Origin of the sequence: Arthrobacter sp. 2MCAF15, from assembly GCF_052115605.1 — a bacterium.
Classification (GTDB): domain Bacteria; phylum Actinomycetota; class Actinomycetes; order Actinomycetales; family Micrococcaceae; genus Arthrobacter.
In genome coordinates, this window is the sequence record NZ_JBFRGZ010000013.1 from 81,848 (window position 1) to 102,136 (window position 20,289).

Annotated in this window: 21 protein-coding genes and 1 pseudogene; 8 read left to right on the forward strand and 14 right to left on the reverse strand. The window is 62.6% G+C overall.

Annotation, left to right across the window (positions count from 1 at the left end):
• The first annotated feature begins 1 nt into the window (after position 1).
• The 3 genes from AB4089_RS15355 to AB4089_RS15365 all read left to right on the forward strand — a co-directional run bounded on the left by AB4089_RS15355 (position 2) and on the right by AB4089_RS15365 (position 2,975).
• Entirely contained in the window at positions 2-1,330 is a 1,329-nt protein-coding gene (locus tag AB4089_RS15355) for an aspartate aminotransferase family protein (protein WP_441410141.1), read from the forward strand.
• Positions 1,331-1,356: 26 nt separating this feature from the next.
• The gene (locus AB4089_RS15360) at positions 1,357-1,722 is read left to right on the forward strand and encodes a RidA family protein (protein WP_441410142.1); all 366 of its coding nucleotides are present in this window, start codon (positions 1,357-1,359) and stop codon (positions 1,720-1,722) included.
• A 71-nt stretch (positions 1,723-1,793) separates the two neighbouring features.
• On the forward strand, positions 1,794-2,975 hold the full coding sequence (locus tag AB4089_RS15365; RefSeq protein ID WP_441410143.1) for an aspartate aminotransferase family protein: 1,182 nt from the start codon (positions 1,794-1,796) through the stop codon (positions 2,973-2,975).
• A gap of 221 nt (positions 2,976-3,196) precedes the next feature.
• On the opposite strand, the gene AB4089_RS15370 is transcribed toward AB4089_RS15365, so the two are convergent.
• Together AB4089_RS15370 and AB4089_RS15375 are read right to left on the reverse strand one after the other, a co-directional pair.
• Positions 3,197-3,427: a hypothetical protein gene (locus tag AB4089_RS15370; RefSeq protein ID WP_441410198.1), complete on the reverse strand. Its 231-nt coding sequence runs from the start codon at positions 3,425-3,427 to the stop codon at positions 3,197-3,199.
• Positions 3,428-3,540: 113 nt separating this feature from the next.
• Positions 3,541-3,684 (reverse strand): annotated as a pseudogene (locus tag AB4089_RS15375) (TraM recognition domain-containing protein); the annotation flags it as partial.
• A gap of 276 nt (positions 3,685-3,960) precedes the next feature.
• Here AB4089_RS15375 and AB4089_RS15380 point away from each other — a divergent pair.
• The 4 genes from AB4089_RS15380 to AB4089_RS15395 all read left to right on the forward strand — a co-directional run bounded on the left by AB4089_RS15380 (position 3,961) and on the right by AB4089_RS15395 (position 8,274).
• The gene (locus tag AB4089_RS15380) at positions 3,961-5,358 is read left to right on the forward strand and encodes a flavin monoamine oxidase family protein (RefSeq protein WP_441410144.1); all 1,398 of its coding nucleotides are present in this window, start codon (positions 3,961-3,963) and stop codon (positions 5,356-5,358) included.
• Positions 5,359-5,372: 14 nt separating this feature from the next.
• Positions 5,373-5,786 (forward strand): Rid family hydrolase, encoded by a 414-nt coding sequence (locus tag AB4089_RS15385; RefSeq protein WP_441410145.1) that lies wholly within the window; start codon positions 5,373-5,375, stop codon positions 5,784-5,786.
• A gap of 142 nt (positions 5,787-5,928) precedes the next feature.
• The gene (locus tag AB4089_RS15390; protein WP_441410146.1) at positions 5,929-7,413 is read left to right on the forward strand and encodes an APC family permease; all 1,485 of its coding nucleotides are present in this window, start codon (positions 5,929-5,931) and stop codon (positions 7,411-7,413) included.
• Positions 7,414-7,605: 192 nt separating this feature from the next.
• Positions 7,606-8,274, forward strand: coding sequence for a TetR/AcrR family transcriptional regulator (locus AB4089_RS15395; RefSeq protein WP_441410147.1), 669 nt, complete (start codon positions 7,606-7,608; stop codon positions 8,272-8,274).
• A gap of 65 nt (positions 8,275-8,339) precedes the next feature.
• On the opposite strand, the gene AB4089_RS15400 is transcribed toward AB4089_RS15395, so the two are convergent.
• The 4 genes from AB4089_RS15400 to AB4089_RS15415 form a co-directional block, all read right to left on the reverse strand.
• Positions 8,340-8,642 carry a Dabb family protein gene (locus AB4089_RS15400; protein WP_441410148.1) on the reverse strand — a complete coding sequence of 101 codons (303 nt, stop codon included), beginning with the start codon at positions 8,640-8,642 and terminating at the stop codon, positions 8,340-8,342.
• Positions 8,643-8,736: 94 nt separating this feature from the next.
• Positions 8,737-9,177 (reverse strand): cupin domain-containing protein, encoded by a 441-nt coding sequence (locus AB4089_RS15405; protein ID WP_441410149.1) that lies wholly within the window; start codon positions 9,175-9,177, stop codon positions 8,737-8,739.
• A 125-nt stretch (positions 9,178-9,302) separates the two neighbouring features.
• Entirely contained in the window at positions 9,303-10,079 is a 777-nt protein-coding gene (locus tag AB4089_RS15410) for a fumarylacetoacetate hydrolase family protein (RefSeq protein WP_441410150.1), read from the reverse strand.
• 11 nt (positions 10,080-10,090) lie between these two features.
• A complete protein-coding gene (locus tag AB4089_RS15415; RefSeq protein ID WP_441410151.1) occupies positions 10,091-10,879 on the reverse strand; it encodes an SDR family NAD(P)-dependent oxidoreductase in 789 nt (262 codons plus the stop codon).
• A 313-nt stretch (positions 10,880-11,192) separates the two neighbouring features.
• Between AB4089_RS15415 and AB4089_RS15420 the strand changes: the two genes are divergently transcribed.
• Positions 11,193-11,504: a putative quinol monooxygenase gene (locus AB4089_RS15420; protein ID WP_441410152.1), complete on the forward strand. Its 312-nt coding sequence runs from the start codon at positions 11,193-11,195 to the stop codon at positions 11,502-11,504.
• A 436-nt stretch (positions 11,505-11,940) separates the two neighbouring features.
• On the opposite strand, the gene AB4089_RS15425 is transcribed toward AB4089_RS15420, so the two are convergent.
• Genes AB4089_RS15425 through AB4089_RS15460 form a run of 8 tightly spaced genes read right to left on the reverse strand, consistent with a single transcriptional unit; the run spans position 11,941 to position 20,264 of the window.
• Positions 11,941-12,450 carry a DUF4913 domain-containing protein gene (locus tag AB4089_RS15425; protein WP_441410153.1) on the reverse strand — a complete coding sequence of 170 codons (510 nt, stop codon included), beginning with the start codon at positions 12,448-12,450 and terminating at the stop codon, positions 11,941-11,943.
• A gap of 11 nt (positions 12,451-12,461) precedes the next feature.
• Entirely contained in the window at positions 12,462-14,231 is a 1,770-nt protein-coding gene (locus AB4089_RS15430) for a type IV secretory system conjugative DNA transfer family protein (RefSeq protein WP_441410154.1), read from the reverse strand.
• Complete coding sequence (locus AB4089_RS15435) at positions 14,228-15,826, reverse strand: ATP/GTP-binding protein (RefSeq protein ID WP_441410155.1); 1,599 nt, start codon at positions 15,824-15,826, stop codon at positions 14,228-14,230. Before AB4089_RS15435 ends, AB4089_RS15430 begins: the two co-directional genes overlap by 4 nt.
• Positions 15,826-17,334: an SCO6880 family protein gene (locus AB4089_RS15440; RefSeq protein ID WP_441410156.1), complete on the reverse strand. Its 1,509-nt coding sequence runs from the start codon at positions 17,332-17,334 to the stop codon at positions 15,826-15,828. Before AB4089_RS15440 ends, AB4089_RS15435 begins: the two co-directional genes overlap by 1 nt.
• Positions 17,321-18,601, reverse strand: a complete 1,281-nt coding sequence (locus tag AB4089_RS15445; RefSeq protein ID WP_441410157.1) for a hypothetical protein — start codon at positions 18,599-18,601, stop codon at positions 17,321-17,323. The genes AB4089_RS15440 and AB4089_RS15445 overlap by 14 nt, the downstream gene beginning before the upstream one ends.
• Entirely contained in the window at positions 18,598-19,338 is a 741-nt protein-coding gene (locus AB4089_RS15450) for a hypothetical protein (RefSeq protein WP_441410158.1), read from the reverse strand. The genes AB4089_RS15445 and AB4089_RS15450 overlap by 4 nt, the downstream gene beginning before the upstream one ends.
• Positions 19,339-19,365: 27 nt before the next feature.
• The gene (locus AB4089_RS15455) at positions 19,366-19,635 is read right to left on the reverse strand and encodes a hypothetical protein (protein WP_441410159.1); all 270 of its coding nucleotides are present in this window, start codon (positions 19,633-19,635) and stop codon (positions 19,366-19,368) included.
• Positions 19,636-19,646: 11 nt separating this feature from the next.
• Positions 19,647-20,264 carry a DUF6668 family protein gene (locus tag AB4089_RS15460; RefSeq protein ID WP_441410160.1) on the reverse strand — a complete coding sequence of 206 codons (618 nt, stop codon included), beginning with the start codon at positions 20,262-20,264 and terminating at the stop codon, positions 19,647-19,649.
• Between the last annotated feature and the right edge of the window lie 25 nt (positions 20,265-20,289).

The window sequence follows — 20,289 nt, forward strand, 5'->3', positions numbered from 1 at the left end:
TATGACCAGCACAAGCACGCTGAAGGCACTCGAGGCTGAGTGGTTGGAGACGTATCACCGGCGAAATGCCCGATCGAAGGCGGCGAACGAGTCCGCACAAAATTTCATTGCCAAAGGTCAGCGAACACGGTTCAACTCGGGAATGCCATATCCCGTCTACATCCAGCAGGGATCGGGTTCCCATTTCACTGACGTGGATGGCAATGACATCCTGGACTGCAACGCTGGGTGGAACGCAAGCTTTATTGGACGGTCCCACCCAGTCGTGGCCGCCGCAGTCCACGACGCTATGAACCAACTGGGGGCGCCTGGAGGCGCGATGCACCCCTCCCCCATTCGGGACGAATTCGCGCAACAGTTGTGCGAACGCATCCCGGGTGCGGAACGGGTCGTGTTCGCTCCCTCCGGGTCGGAAGCCAATACGTACGCGCTGCGCCTGGCCCGGTCCTTTACAGGACAGCAGACCGTCATCAGGGTAGCTGGCGGCTTCCACGGCCAACACGACGCCCTCCTCGGCGAACAATCGTCAAAAGCGGGTATCTCCCCAACTGCGCATAATAACGTCATCACCGTGCCGTTCAATGATCTCGCAGCCGTTAACGAGGCCTTGGATCTCCATCCGGGGTCAGTCGCGGCAGTGATCGCTGAGCCCATGATGACGATCCCCGGTGCTGTGCATCAAAGAAATGGGTTCCTTGAAGGCCTCCGCTCTGCCACACAGCGCCATGGGACGCTCTTCATCCTTGACGAGGTCATAACTGGTTGTCGATTCGCTGTCGGCGGCGCAAGTGAGTACTACGGCTTTGAAGCGCCGGACCTGATTGTCATGGGCAAAATGCTTGGCGGCGGCCTGCCTGTCGCCGTAGTGACCGGGCGGCCCGACATTCTTGAGCAACCAATCAGCGCATCAAACACGCATGCTCAAAATCCTGTTGCCCTTGCCGCGGCCGTAGCTACGATGCGACTAACAACCAGGGAGGTATTCACAGAAGCGGCGTCTAAGGGCGAAAAGCTACGAGAGGTCCTACGCGGCCTCTCGGCAAGGCTTGCAACCCCGCTGGCAGTCACTGGTGACGGCCCGTGCGTGGGACTCCACTTCACCAGTGAAGAAGTCACTGATTTCGCGTCAGCCGAACGTGCAGACCACGGGTTGTGGCGCCTAATGTGCTTGGGATTGGCCAACACTGGGCTCGGGCTTACCAGCAGGACCTTTGGTCCGAATGCAGCCTGGACCGAGGAAGATCTCGAATTTGCCATCCAAGCCTTCACATCGACGCTCACGGCCATTTCGAGAGCGCAGAAAAATACATTGCAGGAGGCCAGCGTATGACACATCCAACAAAGAGGACGGAAGTGTTGAGCATTGACGTACCAAGCCCCCGCGGTCACTTTTCGCACGCCGTAATCGCCGGAGATTTTGTGCACGTGTCCGGCCTGCTCGGCTTTGACGCCTCCGGACAGCTCCCTGAACCGGGGGACATCGAAGCTCAGACGGCGCGAATATTGGACTCACTCGAGTCGATCCTTCATGCAGCAGGTTCTTCTCCAGCCTCCTTGGTAAAGCTCACTGTCTACGTCACCGACATCAGCGAACGTTCCGCAGTGAACAGGCTGCGGGCTACTCGCTGGCCCGACACAAAACCGGCCAGCACCCTTGTCGAAGTCAGTGACTTGGCCGCCGAAGGTGCCGTCATCGAAATCGATGCCGTCGCCGTACGCTGACCCGCAGTCCCTGGCCTACACAAGCAGGCCAGGGACTGCCCCCAACGCCCCAGCTGAAGAGAATCGACACAATGCCAACGTCCACCAAACATTTGCCCGACATTTTCGATCGAGCCAAGAGGGTCATGCCAGGCGGCAACACTCGTTCGACCGTGTTCGTCCCTCCCCATCCACCGTATGCCGCCGAAGGTTCCGGCGCCCTTGTCACCGATGAAACCGGACGATCGGTCATCGACTGCAACAACAACTACACATCCCTGATACATGGGCATGCCAAGGAAGAAGTCCTTGACGCCGCTCTTGATGCCGCCAAAAAGGGAACTGCATTCGGCCTGCCGACCAGGTACGAAGTGGAAATGGCTGAGTGCCTTGCAGAACGAACCGGTATCCAGCAGTGGCGCTTCTGCAACTCGGGAACTGAAGCCGTTCTCATGATGCTTCGCGCAGCGCGAGCCCACACGGGGCGCGACATCATCATCCGCTTCGAGGGCAGCTACCACGGCACCGGCGATGAAGTTGTGGACCAAAAATCGCTGGGCGTCCCGGCTTCGACACGACAATCTGTTGTTGTGCTCCCCCAAAACGACCTCCGGGCTCTTTCGGATGCACTCCAAAACCACAGCCACAGAACTGCAGCGGTTCTTATCGACCTGATGCCTAACCGCGCGGGGCTGCAACCAGCAACCCAGGAATTCGTCCAAGAGCTCAGGGCACTCACACGGCAATACGATGTGCTGTTAGCGGTAGACGAAGTGATCAGCCTTCGCCTTAGCTGGGGGGGGTTTCATAAACATTATGGCGTGGAGCCGGACCTGATCTCGGTAGGGAAGATCATTGGAGGCGGTTTTCCCGCCGGAGCGATCGGCGGAAGCCCCGACATTCTCAAGACGTTCAGCCCAACAACGACCGGCAACGTCATGTGGGGTGGCACGTTCACCGCCAACCCCGTGACTATGGCAGCTGGCCTCACTGCCCTCCGCCTATACGACGAAGAAGCCGTATTAGATCTGAACATCCGAGGCGACCGCTTGCGCAGTCAACTGAAATCCGCGGGAATTCCGGTCAACGGCTTCGGATCACTGATGCGCATAGTCACCCCAGACATCGAATCCCTTTGGTGGAATCTCTACGATAAGGGCGTCCTGGCCGGCTCCAATGGACTCCTTGCCCTCTCAACAGCAATGACCGATGACCACATCCAACAAGTCGCAGAAGCAGTCATTTCTAGTACCGCTGACCTCTCAGTCAAATGAAGGTGATTCAAATTGAGAGAGCTGGTCGGTTGAGTGCAATAAAACCACAACCAAACCGGCTTTGCTGCTTTTGACGTTCTTCCGAGATAGGCCTAGAACTCACCTGACAGGATGAGTGTTGGAGGCCGGCGGTGGCTGGTCAGCCGATTGGGAGTGTGCGCGTGAGTACCTGGATCAGAACGAGGAGCGTCAGCTCGAAGGCCTGGTTCTGGACCGGGTCTTCACCGGGATATAGCCAGGCCACAGCTCATCGAACTGCTGCCGTTCGCCCGCGACGGAGACGCCGTGGTGTAGCGGTTGGCGATGGCGCGCCATTGTTTCTTCTGCCCGGTGACCCAGGGGGTGGCGGCAGCTGCTGCAGCGAGGGGCACTTCGTCTTTCTCCGGCCTGGGGCTGTACTTCTTGATGGACGCCTCCACGGCTTCCCTGTGGGCCCCGGTGTACCAGGGCATGGTGCGGACCAGGGTGCCGGTGCGTCGGAAGCGAGGACGACGGCGCGGCCGCGGTCGAGTTCGGCGAGGTTGGAGACGTCGAAGATGCGTTCCTTGCCCTCCTGCCGGGAGCGGCTGGAGCCGGACTTGCCGGAGGAGATGGAGACGTTGGTGTAGCTGTAGTCCCCGATCAGGTCCGAGAGGGCTCGGAGGAACCCTTCTTCGGCGACGTCGCCGCCGTAGACCTTGACGTTGGCGGTCGACCAGATTTTCCGCATGTTCGCTTCGCCCCACAGTTAGTAGAGGGGACGCCCCGAGGGGCGTGTCCCATTGCCAGGGACTACTGCTGCGGCTGGGGACAGCCGACGAGTGCAGGGCCGGTCAAAGAATATTTCAGAAAAGTGCTGCTACTTCAGCCTATTCCTGCTAAATTGATTGCTACCTAACGTTAGTTAGGTCACTCTCTGGCATTAGGTACATCACTGAGGGGAGCTGCGGTCGTGAGCCGTCTGGCGATCGCATCGTGGGCTCCCATAAGCAGGAAGAGCTTCACAATGTCAACCACTGTTAATGAGGCCGGCAACCAGACCGATGCCATCATCGTGGGTGGCGGCCTGTCTGGAATGGCCGCCGCCTACACTCTGGCGAGCGAGGGCCTGCGGGTCACGGTGCTCGAAGCGAAGGACCGTGTGGGAGGCCGCACGCATTCTGACCCGGATGTCCCGGGCGGTCCTCTTGATCTGGGCGGCATGCTCATTGGAACAACCCATCATCGTTCGCGAGCTCTGGGGGAGGGACTTGGCTTGGCCTGGGTTCCGGCGCGACCGAAGGGCGATATGAGCTACCGCGTCGAAGGGCAGGTCGTGAGGGCTCCTGATGGGGGCTACCCGGAGTCCATCGCCGGGGCCACCGACCTGGAAGTGGAGCTGTCGAAGGCAAACGCACTGTTCGATGAACTCGCCAAGCAGGTCGGAGCGGAGGGGCCGTGGAACACCCCTGAGGACATCGCACTGGACAGCATCACCGTTGCGTCGTGGCTTGAGCAGAACGTTGCCAATCCGGTGGTGCGTCGCATCGTCACCACGGATCTGAATATCATCGTCGGTGCCGATACCTCGGAAATGTCCATGCTGTTCTGGGCGCAGTACGTCGCCAAGTGCGAAGGCATGCGCTCTCTGCAGGTCACCGCCAACGATGCCCTTTGGCTCGGCGGCTCCCAGCAGATCTCGCAGCGAATCGCAGAACTGCCTGGGATCACTGTCGTCACCGAGGCACCCGTTCACGCCATCTCCTACACCAATGACTTGGTCGTAGTGGAGTCGGCGCAGGGCCGGTTCACCGCACCGGCGGCCACCATCGCGGTTCCGCCGTCCGCGGCGAACACCATCCAGTTTTCACCTGAACTGCCCCTTCCCCGCCGGCAGCTGCAGGCCCGAGCGCCCATGGGTCGGGAGTCGAAGGTCCAGATGCGCTATGACCGCCCGTTCTGGCGTGATGCCGGCCTTTCAGGCGAAATTTTCGATCTCGACCTTGGCTACCTTTCCCTGGACGTCACCCGGCCCGGGGACGACTGGTCCACTATCGTGGCGTTTATCGGAGGAAAGGACTACGACGCCTGGTTCGCCCTCGGCGCCGAAGCCCGGAAGAAGGCGGTGCTCGATTCGCTGGTCGCAGTCCTGGGCCCTGACGCCGCCCACCCACTCGGATACCACGAGACGGACTGGCCGAGCGTCCCGTACACAATGGGCGCCCCGGTGACCGTCCTGCCACCGGGTCTGTTGAGCAGCATCGGCAACGCCCTCAACGCACCCGTGGGGCCACTCCGGTTCGCCGGCACTGAAGCCGCGCCGATGTGGACCGGCTACATGGAAGGTGCTGTCCAGGCCGGCGAAGCCGCAGCCCACAGCATCCTGGCCACGCACAAGACCCGGGCGGCAGGTGCCGCCCGATGACTAAGGAGCCATCAATGACAGAAGATACCGCTGCCGGTTTCACCTACCTCGTTCCAGAGGGAACGGAAGAGGTGGGCGAAACCTACGGGCTGGCTCCGGGACTGCGAACGGGCGACCTGATCTTCGTTTCCGGCCAGCTCGGAATCGACGAGAACGGCGCGATCCCGGCTGACGGTGCGCGTCAGGCTGAGCTGGCGATTCTCGCCGTGCAGCGTGTACTGGCCGAGGCAGGGGCTACCCTGCGTGACATTGTTCAGCTGCAGACCTTCCATAAGGGAGGAATGGCTGCCACGAACGAATGGTTCCTGCCGGTGAAGTCGCGCTTCTTCACCGCTCCTTACCCTACGTGGACGGGCTTCGGAGTCGCGGACCTTGGCGGAGAAGGCGCCCTTATCGAGATCGGCGCGATCGCCCGCGTCCGCTCCTGAATCCTGCATGGCCGCCGGCACCACACATGTTGGCGGGCGGCCATGCAGGCGGGATCCTTAGGGTCCCACTTCTTTCTGGCGGCCAGCTTGGGGCGGCACCAGGTCCATCTATTGATTCGCATCCAAAAAAGAGGCAAACAAGATGAGGAATGATCCCCCTCCCACGACACTGAACACCGGCCCAGCCTCGGAGACGACGACCAGCCGTCTTACCGGCAACATGGGCATCACCGAGCTCGTGCTGAGCGTGCTCGCCTTCTCCGCCCCGATCGTCACCGTCTCGGGTTTCATCGCCTTCACGGTCATCTTCGGCGGAACGACGTCCCCCGTCGCTTTCCTGACGGCCACGGTCGCCCTGACCATCTTCGCGGTCGGATTTACGACCATGACCAAGCACATCCCGCGCCCGGGCGCCTTTTACGCCTACGTCAGTACAGGCCTAGGCAAGATCGTCGGGCTGGGGGGCGCCTACCTGGCCATCGTCTCCTACTCCATGATCATCACGGGACTATACTCCTTCACCGGAATCACCATGTCTGCGCTGGTCCAGAGTTTCGGCGGACCAGAGACCCCGTGGTGGGTATGGTCCTACACCGCTTTTGCGCTCGTCGGTGTTCTCGGCTACTTCAACATCGAACTCTCAGCGAAGGTGCTGAGCGTGGTCATGATCCTCGAAGTCGTGGTCGTCATGACGTTCAATGTCGCGACCCTCTCCAAGGGAGGAGCGGAAGGACTTTCCGCCGCACCGTTCAACCCGGTGGAATTCTTTTCCCAAAGCGAGGTAGGCGTTGCGTTGCTGTTCGCATTCCTGACCTTCATCGGATTTGAAGCCACGGCCATGTACCGGGACGAGGTCAAAAACCCCAACAAGACAGTTCCCCGGGCCACCTATCTTGCCGTGGTCCTCATTGGTCTGCTGTACTGCCTGTCCTGCTACGCCCTCGTTAGCGCCTACGGCTCCAAGGCCGTGGATACTGCCACGAACAATCCGACGGGCATGTTCAACGACGCACTCGACCGATTCGTCATGCCGGGTTTCTCGAACGTCGCGCTGGTTCTGGTAGCTTCCTCCTGTGTTGCTGCTCTGATCTCTACCCATAACGTCATAGCCCGGTACCTGTTCAACATCGGCTCTGACCGGGCGCTGCCGCCCTATCTCTCCAGGGTTCACAAGCGCCATCACTCCCCTCACCTGGCATCTATCACCGTCTCGATCGTGGTTGCACTGGCCCTGCTTTCCTTCGTCGTCGCAGGCACCGACGCCGCTCAGCTTTACGGTCAGATGGCCGGCCTCGGTTCCACCGGCGTTCTCGTCCTGATGGCTTTGGTGAGCCTTGCCGTAGCGGTGTTCTTCTTCCGCAAGGGAGTGCCGGCCAGTGAAAACATCTGGAAAGTCTTCGTCGCACCCATCGTGTCCTTCCTGGCGCTTACGGCCGTTGTGGTGTTCGCCATCATGCGCTTCGAACTCGTCGTCGGCGGTGAACCAGGGCAGAACCTTGGACTGCTGTACGTTCTGGGTGCAAGCCTCCTCCTCGGAACCCTCGTTGCGGCATACTTCCGATGGGCCAAGCCGCAGATCTACCAGGGACTTGGCCGGAGGGACACAGGACCAGTCGACCTGTCCTGACTGGACTGTGGACGGGGGGCTGGAGACAGTGCCCCCTCCACAGCCTCGGCCAGCGCCGCTTTCCCCGTCAGCATCCCCGCAGGCTGGGGACGTGAACGGCGGTTGGCGGCGATCATGGCTGATGAGTGGACTTAAGATAGGCAGGTGGCCATCTGCCGGCAGCTGGCCATGCCAAACAGATTCAGGAGAGAAATGTTAGAGCGACCGCAGCGCATGCAGGCTCTTGACGTCGTGCGCGACCAGATAGCTTCGTTCGACTGGACGAACCTGACCGATGGACGACGACTCATACTTGAGGCGTTCCTACGCATCGCCACTACCGCCGGTTATTCAGCAGTCACAATGCGGGCCCTCGGCAGGCAGGTGAACGTCAAGGCACCCAGCCTGTACAGTCACTTTCCCGGCGGTCGGGATGAGGTCGTCAGCGAAGCCCTTACGTGGCACTACTCCCAATTTGCTACCGGGACCATCCAGGCAGTCGAAAGCACGGCTGACGCCATGGAATTCTGGACGACGCTTGTCGATCAACACGTCCGGCGCCAGCTGCAGACTCCTGAAAATGACATGTTCGACCTGATGCTCGCAACGGACCGGATCAGCGGGTTCCTCCCGCCCGAAACCCGCGAAGAAATTAGCCACCTCGTTGATTTGAACGCCGGGCTGTTCAAAGGCGCTGCCTTGGACATGGGCTATCAGGGCGACGTCGACCAGGCCGTCGCGATTGTCCTCACCGTCCTGGACGGAGTCCGGTCATGGAGCCGCTGGAACGGTGACATCGCTGCCTTGGATGGCATCGCGGAAGTCGCCATCCGCACCTCCTTAGCGACCCTGGACGCGCACCTACTCAGCAGCACAAAGTAACCGCTTGCGACGACGGGGTGCCCCTGAATACTCAGAGTATTCAGGGGCACCCCGTTTGCTTCGGCTCAGACCCGTGAATCGATGATCGCCTTCTCGGCGACGTGCACCGCGACTTCCCGCGCCACGGCCAGGTGCAGCGGATGTTCCATGTAGGTCTCCAGGGCGGCTTCGGATTCATGGTGGGAAACGAGAACCAGATCCCAGTGGGCGGCGACCTTTCCCAGATCCGGCCGCACCCGCAGGTCAACCAGACCGGGAATCCGGCCGGTGTCCAGTTTCCTGAGTTCAGCCTGGGCCAACGATGACTGCCGGCGCTTTTCCTCGATGTCAGTGCCGGAAAGGCGGAAGGCTACGATGTGCTGGATCATGGGGTTTTCTCCTGAAATGGATGGCTAAGGGGTATCGATTCGAAAGAGGGCTCCCGATCGTGAATGATCGGGAGCCCTCTTTCATGTCCAACTCTCAGTCGCGGTAGTCAATCTCGATGTCCGCGACCTCATGATCCGGGAGGTTCACCACGATGTTGTCCGGCTGGCGGGTGGTGAGCCAGATCAGTTCCTTACTGCGGCTGGCGTTTCCCTCGATGTGCGGCATGTGCGGGGGTACGAAGATGAAGTCTCCTTCATCCGCGTAGACGATCTCCTCGAATCGTTCCCCGAAACGAAGGTATGCGCTGCCCTGCAGGACATAGCCCCCGGTTTCGGCCACCCCGTGGTGATGCGGATCGGAAGCTTCGCCTACCGCCGTGTATACCTTTCCGAACCAGAGGTGCTCGACCTCGGTGTTCCGCGGCGTCACACCGGCGTAGCGCCGCGCCTGTGAAGTCTGGTCCTGATCCAGAAAGGGGAGATTGTCTCCCTTCTGTACGCTGGGGCGCTTGTACTCGATGCGCTGTTCGGTCATTTTCTTCTTCCTTCCTTAAGTGCGCCTCTGGCGCACTGTTCAAACTTGGTTGGTTCTGCCGTATGGGGGGGGAAGCTCAGTCAGCCGTTCCGATGCGGATGGTGTTGCGCAACTCGCCGATTCCTTCAATCCGGGTCCTCATCACGTCCCCGTCCCGCAGGTATCGCGGGCGGTGTCTTGACGAAGCCGACGCCTCCGGGAGTGCCGGTAGCTATGATGTCTCCGGGCTCCAGCGTCAGAAACTGGCTGATGTAAACCACCAGCTTCGTGACGCTGAAGATCAGGTCGGACGTGTTGCCCGACTGCTCCACCCTGTCGTTGACAAGGGTTTCGACTTGCAAGCCGTCCTCGGGAGAAACTTCGTCGGGTGTGACGATGACCGGACCCAGCGGTGAGGATTTATCGAAATTCTTGCCCTGGAACCATTCCGAGGTACGGCGTTGCCAATCCCGGACGCTCAGGTCATTGAACACCGTGTAGCCTGCTATCGCCTCCCGCGCCCGCTGCTCGTCGGCCTGGTTGGTTCGTGTGCCGATCACGACTGCAAGTTCTGCTTCCCAGTCGATTTCTGCGCTCAGGTCGGGTAAGCGGATCTCGGCCCGCGGCCCGGTCAAAGCGGTGGAGACCTTGGTGAACAAGGTCGGCACTTCCGGAGCCGTCTTGCCGACTTCTGCGGCGTGGTCGTAGTAGTTCAGGCCGACGCAGATGGTCTTGCCCGGCCTGCTGATCGGGGCCAGGAGGTCTTCAGGGTCGGGCGCTTCGCCCTGCTGCGCGGGAAGTGAAGTCCATTCTGGAGTATTCAGGAGCTGCCCCACGTCATGAACGTCGTAGTAGTAGGTGCCGGTTTCGTCTTGCCGGAATGCACGGCTGTGATCGCCGTTCCGGGCGGTGCCGAGCCTCATGGAACCTCCTCCTAGACCAGGGTCATACCGCCGTCGATCATGATGCACTGGGCGGTCATGTAATCGGAGTCGCCCGAAGCCAGGAAGAGCGCGGTGCCGACGATGTCCTTCGGGTACGCCTTCCGGCCGCGGATGATGCCCTTCTCATACTCATTCAGCGCCGTTCCGGGCTTCTCAATGTCACCAATGGCGTACAGGTCCTGATCCAGCTTGTCCCAAAGGGGCGTGGCAACGACACCCGGAGCAAAGGCGTTCACGGTGATCTCATGCTTGGCCAGCGCCTTGGCCCCGGACTGGGTCAAGGAAATGACGGCAGCCTTCGAAGCACTGTAGGGAGCAAAGGTGGGGAACCCTTCCCTGCCGGCAATTGAGGACGTGTTGATGATCTTGCCGCCCTGTCCCTGCTCGACCATCTGCCTGGCCGCTTCCTGGGTGCCGATTAGCACGCCCAAGGCGTTGATATCCAAAACCTTCCTGAAGTTCTCTTCCGTGATGTCGAGGAACTGCATTGGGGCATTAAAGCCCGCGTTATTGAACCAGACATCGAGGCGGCCAAACTCGCTGACTGCTGTTTGAACCGCCGCGCGCACCTGGGCCCGGTCAACAACGTTTGCGACGGCATAGGCGGCCGAGCCGCCAGCTTCGACGATGTCGTCGACAGCCTTCTTCGCAGCGTCCTCGTTCAGATCGACGATCAGGACCCTCGCACCCTCACGGGCGAAGGCCTCACCGAACGCCAGGCCCATACCACTGGCACCGCCAGTGATTCCAATTACTTTGCCTTCAAGCCTTCCAGCCATGAGAGCCCTTCCTCCCTGCGCGTCTCTGCGCGGTCGATAGTTCAAACGCTAGTAGTGCCTAACTAACGTTAGGTAGCAATGTAGCAGATATCACACCAGAAAGCAGCACCTTTTGGAAAATCTGGCCCGCTTCCTCGGAGTCTTATGGCTGGCTTATCGGCAGAAGCCCCTCGCATTCAGGGTTCGCAATTTTTGCACTGGGATCGCAGGGCGCCGCTCGCAGCACTCGAATAAGGCTGCCGCGGCCTCTATCCAATCTACGCCGCCCGAGCTAACGTTAGTTAGGTTGATCCACAAACCAAAGGAGTATTTCTTGAGTGTCATAGTTACCGCCCACTTCGAAGCGCACGAAGGGCACGAGCAGAACCTCATCGATGCACTGAGGGAGTCCATCCCTGCGGTTCATGCTGAGCCGGGCTGCCTAATGTTCGCCCTCCATAGGGCTGAAAACCGCTCTGTAGTCCTGCTCGAAAAATGGGAGTCGGAGGAGCTTCTCCAGACGCACCTGGATGGAGATCCGGTGGCCGCCTTAGTGGACCGAATCGAGCCCCACATCGCCAAATCCCCGGAAGTGGTTCGGCTAACGGCTGTACCGGCTGGGACCGGACATCAAGGAATTCTCTAAGATCACGACGCCGCAAACCATTTGCATGTGACCCTCCCGTTCCTCAGAGGAATGCAGCCACCGGAGCCTCCTGACTCTCGCAACTCGGGAGGCCCCGGTTCCACTCTCCGGATCATTCCATCGTCAAGGTTTCGCACCACCAGCCCCTGAGATACCAACACGACTTTTCGGATGGTTGGCTCGAAGAGAGCCGCCAGCCAGGATAGGAGTAATGTGATGGCCAATTTGTTCTGGCCATTCTTGGAATATTCCTCCTTCTCACCGCTCTAGGGTTGCGGCGACTCAAAGCCGCGCCTGGTCACATGCAGCCCCGCGGTACAGCTGTTTTTTCAAGCAGGCCATCGGCCTTTGCGGTCACCGCAAAAACGGCTGCCGCTCTCGTAACAGCAGTGGCTCATCTTTTGTCGTGCTATCGATCCTCGCGCCGGAGCGGTAACTAGCAAGTTCGAGGTGCACCCGGTTCCACTGAGGGCTCCGCCTCCCCTAGGAGCCCAGCCCTTGCGGGCCGGGCGGGATCAAGGCGGACATCGGGGAACCATCCAATCGGGGCCTTCTTCGGTTCCAGGTGCTCGGGATCCCGGTGCTTTTCCATGTCGCATTTGTAGAACGGTCCGCGTGGGTCGAGGAGCACGCTCATGTGGTGGTCTGCGTGGTCTTTGAACCACACGCTGATGCCGGTGGCCCCGTCGAGTCTGAGGTGTTCCCAGGCCCGCCACAGAGCTTCTATTCGGGAGACTGCTTCGGGGTGGAAGTACCATTCGATGCACCATTTTGCTGCGCGGCCGTCGACGTCGCGGACGTAGGTGGGCAGCAGCTGCTCGTGCAGGAATTCCTCGGCTGAGCCGTAGACGAGTTCCGGTGGCTTTTGCTCGTCTCCAGCCGTGCTGGCGGGCTCTTCTGCGCTGGTGCCGGGCGCTTCACGGAATCGGCCGATATCGATGGTCATGTCAGAATCTCTTACCCGGTGACCCAGGGGTTGGCGGCAGCTGCTGCAGCGAGGGGCACTTCGTCTTGCTCCGGCCGGGGGCTGTACTTTTTGATGGACGCTTCTACGGCGTCCTTGTGCGGGCCGGTATACCAGGGCAGGGTCCGAACCAGGGTGGCCGGTGCGCCGGAAGCGAGAACCACCGCGCGGCCGCGGTCGAGTTCGGCGAGGTTGGAGACATCGAAGATGCGTTCTTTGCCTTCCTGGCGGGAGCGGCTGGAGCCGGATTTACCGGAGGAGATGGAGATGTTGGTGTAGCTGTAGTCCCCGATCAGGTCCGAGAGGGCCCGCAGGAACCCTTCTTCGGCGACGCCGCCGCCGTAGACCTTGACGTTCGCGGCGGACCAGATTTTCCGCATGTTCGCTTCGCCCCACAGTTCGACGCCCTGGGACCAGGACTGCAGGATGCCCATGACGATCAGGCCCTTGGAGCCGTAGTGGCTGAACTGGTCCGGCAGGGCTGCCCAGCGGACGACGTTGGCCAGCTCATCGAGGGCGAACAGCGCAGGCTTCGGGAGGCGGCCGCCGCTGCGCTCGGCGCGTTCCTCCATCGCCTCTGCGATCGCCACCGTCAGCGCTGTGGTGAGCGGGGCTGCTGAGCCGGCCCCTTCCTTGGAGAGGATGTAGATCGTCTCCTGCGAGGCCGCGAACGCGTGAGGGTTGAACTGCCGGCGGGCATCCGTGGCCACGGACGCGCCATGGGCCGGGGCGACCCAGCGCAGCGTGTTCCTACTCTTGAGGCATTGGATCATCTTCTCGGCGGTGCCGAAGATACCGTCGCGCTGCTTGTCGGCCAGCTTCAGTGTGGATTCCAGGCCCTTGTACTGCAGCTCGTAGTCGTGCTCTTTGAGGATTTCGATGGGTTCCCGGCTGACCTGCTCCGTCACCCACAGGTAGACCTGCGTGATGGGCAGCCCACCGAGCGCGGCCGCGAGGAAGTAAGACGAGAGAATGTCCTCGGCCTTGGGGTCGAAGTAGGCATCCGGCTTGGACCCCGGAAGGCGTGAACCGACCGCGAAGTGCTGGGTGAGTTTGTAGGCTTTCTCTTCGTCGGTGACGTAGGAGAGCGGGTTCCACCACCACTGTGCTTCCTCTTGTGCGATCTTCTGCGGATCGAACACCCATACCGGGGCCGTGAGCTCGCGGACGCCGCGGGTGCCGTCCACGACGTCGCGCTTGTTCGAGGTGGAGACGACGGCGCCGGGTGCGTCCAGGATCGCGGGCATGACCCGGGAGGTCGACTTACCGGTACGGGGGCCCCAGATATCGAGGCTGAGGTCTTCCCAGGACTGAATGAACGTCTGGCCGGTGGAGACGACTTTGCCGACGACGATGCCCGGCGTGCCTGTCACGCCAAGGCGCTCGGCGGTGGTTTTTGCGCCCTTCTCGGAGAACGCGGCCAGGGATTTACCTCGCCCCAGGTATCGGGCCGCCTTATCGACGCGGGCACGCTTGGATGCACCCTGCCGCCAGGCCACGAGCACGACGATGGCCAGAACCACGAGCACCCCTGCCATGAGGGCGGCCGCGACGGTGGACTGGACGGGCCAGGGCACCCGGCCCTTGATGAGCCCGGCGATCAAGTCGATGGGATGGGCAGGGGGTGAGTCGATGCCGGCCATCCAGGAGCCGAGGTGGGCGGCGGCGTAGGTCCCGCCGCCGAAGACGACGATGAAACCAACGGCGAACCAGACCAGCAGTGCATCGCCGAGGCCCATTCCTTTACGGTTCGGTGCGCTCACAGCGTGCCTCCCTCAGTCGGTAGGTCAGGGGTCATTGGCTCGAGGAGGGTTTCCGGGCTGTCGTGCCATTTTTCTTCGGTGTCGTTGACTCCGTCCGGGCCTTGCTCCAAGGACGTCAGTCCCACCAGAACCGGGATCCCGGGACGGCCACCGACCTTGATCAGGAACTTCCCGCGTCCGGGAGGTTCGACGTCGAGGCCGCGGGAGTCCCACGCGGGCGGGTCCTGCCAGGAGATGAGCTTCTGCTGCTCCTGGCGGGACAACGGAATGGCCGAGGTCAGCAACGGCATCTCCGAGGCCGGGAGGCCGCCGCAGATCACCATGCCGGAACGCTCAACGAAACCCCGGGCTTTCATCCGGTCCTCTTCCGCCGGCAGTGCCAGCAGGTCGGACATGGTGTGGGAAATCATGATCTGCCCGACACCGACGGAGCGGTTCAACCGGGTCAGGGCGTCCACCCGGTCCACCATGCCTTTACCGGCGCGCAGTGCCCGCCACAGTTCATCCAGGACCACGAAGTAGTTCCGGCGCGGTTCCAGGCCGGCGTCGGCGAGGGCGTTGGCGACGTTGACGGTGCCGAATCCGTAGGACCAGCACGCGAGAAGGACGGCGGCCTGCAGGTCGGTTTCTGTCTCGTCAATGCTGGAGACGTCAAAGACCACGGCGCGGTCCCGCATCATGGGGTTGGTGGTGTGCCGGGAGAAGATTTCTCCCAGCTTCCCGCCACCGGTCAGGCCCAGCAGGGTTGCTTCCAGTGCCCGGGTTTCCTGCAGGTAGACGGCCATGTCGCCGCGGTCCAGGGCGACCTGCCGCAGCTCATCGGGGGCGGAGATGATCACGTCCAACAGGTCCTTCAAGACGGGAACACCGTCGAACCGGTCATCGAGGACCCGCAAGGCCCGGTCCAGGATCGTCTGTTCCTGATCGGTGGGCGGATTGTTCCGGCTGATCGTGATTAGGGAGACGACCATTGTCAGGCGGCGGCCGTGCGCGTCGGCGCGGACCCGGGCGGCGTCCTCATGGTGGCCGCTGTCTTCGAGCAGCTGCGCCGCTTCGACGGCCTGCCCGGGATCGAGAATGTTCAGGTAGCCGACACCGCGGCCGAGCTTGATGACCTGGCCGCCGAGCGCCTGCACCGCTTTGACGTGCTCGCCTTTCAAGTCCCCCAGGATCAGGGGGTGGACGCCCTGGGCGGAGAGACCGATGAACATCCGGCGCACCACGGTGGACTTTCCCAGCCCCGGCTTGCCCAGGATGAACGCAGACGGATTGGAAATCAGGCGTGCCCGCTGGAACCAGCTGATCGGGTCACAGCAAACCGTGGCCTGGGTCTCCTCATGGCGTCCAAGCGGGACGCCGATCATGGGCGAGGACGCCCCGGAGGAAAACGGCCACAGCCCGCAGACCTGAACCGTGGTTCCCCGGTATTCCTTCACGGACGGGACGAGCTGGGCCATGCCGCCGCCGCGTCCGGTCCAGCCACGGGCAGTCGGCCCGGCCTGACGTGGTTCCTTCTCAGCCTTCCTCTTCGGCGCAGCTTTGACCGGTGCTCCAGCCGTCTTGGCAGGTCGGGTGAAGAGTTTCATGCGGGCCATTACAGGGCGGCCTTGATTTCGGAGGGCAGCATGCTGTGCTTGGGAAGGACCAGCCCTAGGGGCAGCGACGCCGCGAACGCGGTGTCTTGGGCACCGTAGGCCCGGCGCAGCAGCACCCGGGCAGTACCGGAGGTCTGTTCCACGGCGGCGACGGCATCGGGGAGGCGGTCCTTGTCGGTCACGGTGGCCGTGACGACCATGCCGAAGTTCACCAGTCCGGCGCCCTGGGCTTCTTCCTGCGCCGTCTGTACAGCGGAGCGGGCATCGACCAGGGCGCGGGCGGAGGGCCGGGTCCCGGAGGTGATGCGGACGTTGGCGTTGTTCTGGTCCCGCTCCACCACGGCGGCGGCGCGGGCTGAATCCATCGGGCGGTACAGCAGCGAGATCCGCTTCCGGTCGATGTCCCCGTGCGGGGCCAGCAGCCGGGACAGGACCGAGGAGTTCACCGACCCGCGCGGGGCACCGGTCATGGTCCAGGAGACTGAGAACGCGCCGTCGTGCCGGTAGTCATCCCAGGCCGCCTGCGTCGCGGAGGGTCCGACTTCGCCCCAGGTCAGGGTGACCGGGGAGCCGGCGGCGTGCGCTTGATCAATGATCAGGGCGGCGGGAGGATCGTAGGCGATCCGGACAACCTCGCAGAGTTCCTGCGCGGACATCGGACGGGCGATACCGGCGCCGGTGGACTGCAGCCGGGCCGACAGCCCGGGGATCCGGGACGCGAGGTCACGGGCCACGTCCTCCGGTGTGCGCTTCTTCGATCCAGCCCGCAGGGAGGCATTAAACGACAGGGACACCCAGGCCCGGACCGTGGCCGAACCTTCCGGATACGTCTGGACGACCTCGTTGAGCACGTTCCTGGCAAAATCCGGGGCATTCGGGTCGATGTTCATCATGACCTCATTGCGGAGCCGGTAGCCGGAATCCGGTGCGGTCTCGACCGTCACCGCTGCTGCGTCCAGGCCCGCTTCATCCCCGAGGCCGGCGAGCCAGCCGCCCCAGTTCGCCACCCACGCATCGACCTGTTCAGGGTCCACCAGGGACGCACCGTCGGGTTCGGTGGAGAAGATCACGGTGTAGTGGCTGGTGGTCGGCACATGCAGGAGGGCGAACGGGCGCTTGTAGGAGTCGGTGAATTCGTACAGGGTCGACTTCGCGGCGAGGCCGGGCAGCTGGTACATGCCCCAGGCCGTCACCCCGAGGGGGCCGGAACGGTAAAGATTCGTTCCAGAGGACCTGGCGAGCCGGAAGCTCATCCGTGTTCCGAAACGGTCAACAACGGACTGGCCGTGCTTGTCCTTGACCGTCAGCAACAGCGCGCTGGCCCCGGCCACGGCCAGGACAGCAAGGCCCGGGAACAGGCCAAGACACGCGAAGGTGATGATCCCGGCCAACAACCCGGCCATGACAATGCCGGTGCCGATAGCGCCGAGGTTGCCCAACCCGGCAGAGCGCGGGACGCGCCAGTTGCCGTAGGACGGTTCCTTGTATTCGGTATTAATTGCTGCCACTGGGGCCCTCCGTTGTTTCTGATTGGCCGGTTGAATCCTGCGCGGTCTGGTGCGCGGCCCGCGAAACCCTGGACGCTGCTTGTGCTCCTACGGCGACGGCCATGCCAGCCGGACCCGCGGCCTTCGCCGCACCCGACGCGGCGCCTGCACTGCCGGCGGCAGCTCCTGCCCCGGCTCCGGTAGTGCTTGCTGCGCCGGCCATGGCGCTGGTCGCCCCGCCCGGACCGGTAGCCCCCGGTGTCGGCTGGGCGCCGCTTCCCTTCGGGCCAGGTGTTCCGTTGCTGCCCTTCGGAGATGTTCCTGACTGGTTGCTTTGTGTACTTGCCGGGGTCGGGGCGGCGTTGCCCTTACCGCTGCCGCTGCGGCCCAGGGACACGGCGCCTGTGGCCATGGCCCCAACGGCAGCCCCTGCTCCCGCTCCCCCGCCGGAGGCGACGGCACCAACCATCGGCGTCACGAAGCGCATCAGCGCCGGCAAAGCGAACAGCGCGACGATCATCAACGTGAAGCCCGTGATGGACCCGATCAGGCCGTCCTTCCCGCTGTTCTTACCCATGAGGAGGAATGCGACCGAGTACACGATGGCCGCAGCTGGTTTGTAGAGGATGAACGCGATAGTCCAGCCAACCGCCTTCTGGAACCCCTGCCTCCCCATCTCCGTGTTCGTAAACGCGGCCGTGGTGGGCAGGATGCCCGCCAGGATCACCAACATGCCGCTGCGGACCACCATCAGAACGACCTGGACGAGGGACGCCATCAATCCGATCAATCCCAGGACGATGAGGATGAACACGCCAACCCCCGTCTGGCCGGTCACGACCAGGACGCCCATCGCCTCGGCAAAGCCCTTACCGTCCGTGGAACGCTCAATGATGGCAGCGGCGAAAGCGTCGGCGGCGATCACAAGGATCGAGATGACACCCAGACCCAGACCGGATACCAGGGTGAGCGTGACCAGGGAACGCAAAAGGTCTCTCAAGGGTGCCCCGCGCTGTTCCCAGATCATCCGGATGCCACCGAGAATGACGGAAAGGACAGCCAATGCCACGGTCCAAACCATCAATTCGCTGTTCACCATGGAAACGATGGGGCTCGGCGTCGTTCCGTCCCCGCTGGCCAGGTTCACCGTGGGCATGGACACCCAGAAAGTCGACAGAGTCGTCACCATCTGGCTCATGCCCTCCATGATGGCCTTCGCCATGTTGCCCATGGCGTCATCAGCGAGCCCTGAAAACCAGTCCCCTACGGGGTTCCAGGTAGGCCTCATGCTCCGCTCCAGAGGATGAAACCGGAAAGGTCACGGACTTGCCGTGGTTCCTCCAAGGGTGCGCCGTTGTCGGCAACAACGCCCTTCCAATCCCCGTCCTGCCAAAGCAGAGTCGTCCGCACCGAAGCAAGCGCTCCGTTGTCCGCCTTGAATGCCAGTTCCACAACGGTTTGGTTCGCCGTGTATGAGACATTGAAGCCCGCTATCTGGACTTTCACGGCCGAGGCTGGGGCCGCGGACGTGGGTGTCTTCATCCCTGCATCACGGCCAGGTCCTTTGGCTGCAAGCCGCTCTGCGATAGCTCGTTCTTTGGAGGGGTCGATGCCCAGAGCCCAAAGGTTCACCGCCGCATAAAGCGCCCCTGTCGGAGTGTGAGCGAAGCAGGACCGGATGCCCTGATCGTCCGTCTTTCCCGGACCTATTTTCGGGTCGGTTGGTGCGGCCATTGTTCCGACGAGTTCCCACTTCGTCTTGGGGGCCGCTCCCAGCGATGACTCCGACGAGGAGGGCAGGCCACAGATACTCTGTCCTGCTGTCGCCGAAGCGCTGGGGCTGGCTGTAGCTGTGTTGCTGGATTCCGCCGGAGCCGGTGCCGGCGGGGCGCTCTCCTGTCCTTTGGGGAGCAGGAAGATGACGACGGCTGCTGCAATCAGCGCGACCACCAGCGCGGCAGCAATGATGAAACCGGGTTTGGTGAACGGATTGCTTTCGGTGGTGCTCTCAGTTGACTGGCTCATGCTGAACCTCCCGTTGTTGGTGCTGGCTTAGACGAAGGCTCGGACGATGCCGGCGGAGCCGGTGATGATGATGCAGCCCATCAGGACCCAGCCGAGCTTGCCGATGGCTTGGGCTCCCTCACCGCGTTGGAGCTGGATGACCATGCCGATGCCCACGATGATCACGCCCAGGACGCCGAGGACCAGGCCGATGCCGGAGGCCCAGTTCAGGATCGTGAGCAGGCCACCTGCCTGTGCCGGGACGACGGGGGTGGGGTTGGGGATGACGCTTGCTGCAATTGCGGAGAAGGGGTTCATGGTGAGACCTTTCAGTGGTTGGTGCTGGGTGTGGTGTCGGTGGCCAGGGCGGCTAAGTCAGTGATGAAGCGTTGGTATTCGCGGGCCGGCGGCGGCGGGGTGGTGGAGTCCCCGTGTCGCCAGGCCTCGACCCAGGGCAGGGTCCAGAGCCGGGGTGCTCCCCCGCCGACGATGGCGGCGAAGTCCCGCAAGGGTTTGGGAGTCTTCCCCGGTGCGTCCGCCAGAACGGCTAGGCCGAGCAGATCAAGCTCCGGTGCCGCGCCTGATGCCCACTGCGTCAGGGCGCTCTGTGCAGCTGTCAGGCCGCGCATGTCTGCACGGCAGATCAGCAGCACTCGAGGCTTGCTGCCGTCCTGGAGAACGGGCCAGCAGTGATCGGTGACCCGTGCCCCGCCGATCAGATCAGCGATGCGGCTTTCACCGGATCCCCCGTGGGCGCCGGTGACCCACAGGGCTGCGGAGCCTGAGACGGTGCGGCGGGCCAGACGGTCTGCGGCGTCCGGTTCGACCATTCCCCTGAGCGGCGCACTGATCACAGCCGCCTGCGGCACGTGCGCTTCCGGTGCTGCGGTGTCCGCGCCGTCGGCGGGGACCGGGTGGGTGATCCAGGGGTTCAGGGACTGTTGCATGGTTGCCTCCTTTCAGAGTCCGTTG